General features: G+C 77.1%; 1 protein-coding gene. It reads right to left on the reverse strand.

Translation table 11 applies throughout. The features are described from left to right. A partial coding sequence (locus tag ACFQ3T_RS36200) for an ATP-binding protein (protein ID WP_380730611.1) occupies positions 1–2,095 on the reverse strand: 2,095 nt, incomplete at its 3' end. Positions 2,096–2,133: the final 38 nt, after the last annotated feature.

Genomic DNA, 2,133 nt, shown 5'->3' on the forward strand with positions numbered 1-2,133 from the left:
GGGCGTCGGCCGCGGCGGCGTGGCGGTCGGCGGACGCGAGGTCGGCCAGCGCGGCGCCGGACTGGACCAGGACCAGGTGGGCCAGCACCTCGAACGTCACCAGGCCGTGCCGGGCGGCGAGGTCGAGCAGTTCCGCGCCGATCCGCGACCGGTGCGGCGCCAGGCCGGCCCGGTGGAACGCGTGCATGAACCGGCCGTTGAGCGCGAACGCCAGCAACGCCGGGTCGTCCAGGTCGCGGGCGATCGCCTCGGCCTCACGGGCCGCCGCCAGGCCACGGCCCCCGGTGTCCCCGCGCCGTTCCATCGCGATGGTGAGCAGCAGGCGGGCGCGTTCGGCGTCGTGCCCGGGAGGGAGGGCGGCGAGGGTGCGTTCGGCGGCGGTGACGAGGCGGGCGGACAGGGCTTCGTCGTCGTTGGCGGTCCAGATCGCGGGCACGTCGAACGCGCCGATCGCGCGTGCCGCCGCGACCGGGTCGGTGACGACCTCGGCGACCGCCTCGGCCCGGTGCCGACGCGCCTCCGCCAGGTCGCCGGTCACGGCCAGCGCCCGGACCATGCCCATCACGGCTTCCCGCCGTGCCGGGGGGTCGGGGCGGTCGGAGCGGTCGAGTGCGGTGACCGCCTCCCGCCACAACGCGGCCGCCTGGTGCGGGGCGAACCGGCGTTCCGCCCGTTCGGCGGCGGCTCGGGCGTAGTGCGCCGCGCGGGCGGGCGTGGCCCGGTTCCCGGCGCGGAGGAGGTGGTGCGCGATGGCTTCGACGTCGTCGGGGTGGAGCCGCTCGATGACGTCGGCGGCCTGGGCGTGCCACCGGGCGCGGCGGGCGCGGGCCGTGTCGTCGTAGAGCGTTTCCTGGACGAGCGCGTGCGCGAACCGGAGGTGGTCGGCGTTCGGCTCGACGAGGAAACCGGTGAGGAGGGCCGATTCGACCGAGTCGAGGACGGCGTCCTCGTCCTGCGCCAAGGCCACCAGCACGTCGAGGTCGACGTCCTGGCCGAGCACGGCGGCTTGCCGGAGGTGGGTGCGCGCGGTCTCGGGGAGCGTCGCCAGGCGGTGGCGGATGACGTCGCGGACGCCCGCGGGCACGGCGTGCAGGGCCGCGTCGCCCTCGGACTCCCAGAGCCGGGTCAGCTCGCGGACGAGGAACGGGTTGCCGGCGCTGCGGGCGTGGATGGCGCGGGCGTCGGCGGCGGTCGGCTCGCGGTCGGTGAGGGCGTCCACGAGGTCGCGCACCTCGGGTTCGGTCAGGCCGCCCAGGTAGACGCGGGTGGGCTCGGCGCGGGCGGCGCGGCCGAGGGCTTCGGTGAGGGCGGTGGAGATCTCGGTCGAGCGATAGGTGCCGATGAGCAGCAACGGTCCCGTGCCGGGGTCGGCGGCCAGTGCGGTCAGCAGGGCGAGCGTTTCCTCGTCGGCCCAGTGCAGGTCGTCGAAGACGAGGAGGACGGGCGTGCCGATCGCGGCCAGGTAGGAGCCGATGGCCCGGTGCCGGTGGAACCGCGCCGCGACCGCGTCGGCCGGGGTCGGTTCGGTGGCGGGCGGCGGCACGTGCCCGGTGGAAGCCAAGGTCTCGCGCATCCGCGTCCACGGCCAGGCGGCGGGCGCGCCGGGCGGTTCGGGGCAGGCGCCCCAGGCCGTCGTCCAGCCGCCGGCCTCCAGCCGCCGAACCAGCGCCGCCGCCAACGAACTCTTCCCCACACCGGCCGTTCCGGACACCAACACCAACCGCGACCGCCCTGCCCCCACCGCCGACCGCGCGACGCGCTCCAGCTCGGCCAACTCGTCCGCGCGGCCGACGAACGGGTGCCCGTTGGCGTCGGGGAAGTCGGCGGCCGGAGGCGCGACGGCCGGCGACCCGGCTGGTGACGACACAGCGGCCGACACAGCGGCCTGCACGTCGGCGGCCTGTGCGGCAGGCGGCACAGCGGTGGGCGACACCTCTGTCGACGGCGGCGAAGCGCTGGACGCCCCAGCAGGCGGCACCTCACCGGGCGCCTCGGTGCGCGGCGGCTCTGCGGCCAGCGATCCGGCAGGCAGCGACTCGGCGGGCAGCGACTCGGCGGGCAGCGACTCGGCGGGCAGCGACTCGGCGGGCGCCACTGGCGGCGGAGTCGTGGGCGGCGTGGTCGGGGGCGGTG

The sequence above is a fragment of the Saccharothrix hoggarensis genome (genome assembly GCF_042678885.1).
In the GTDB taxonomy this organism is placed as follows: domain Bacteria; phylum Actinomycetota; class Actinomycetes; order Mycobacteriales; family Pseudonocardiaceae; genus Actinosynnema; species Actinosynnema hoggarensis.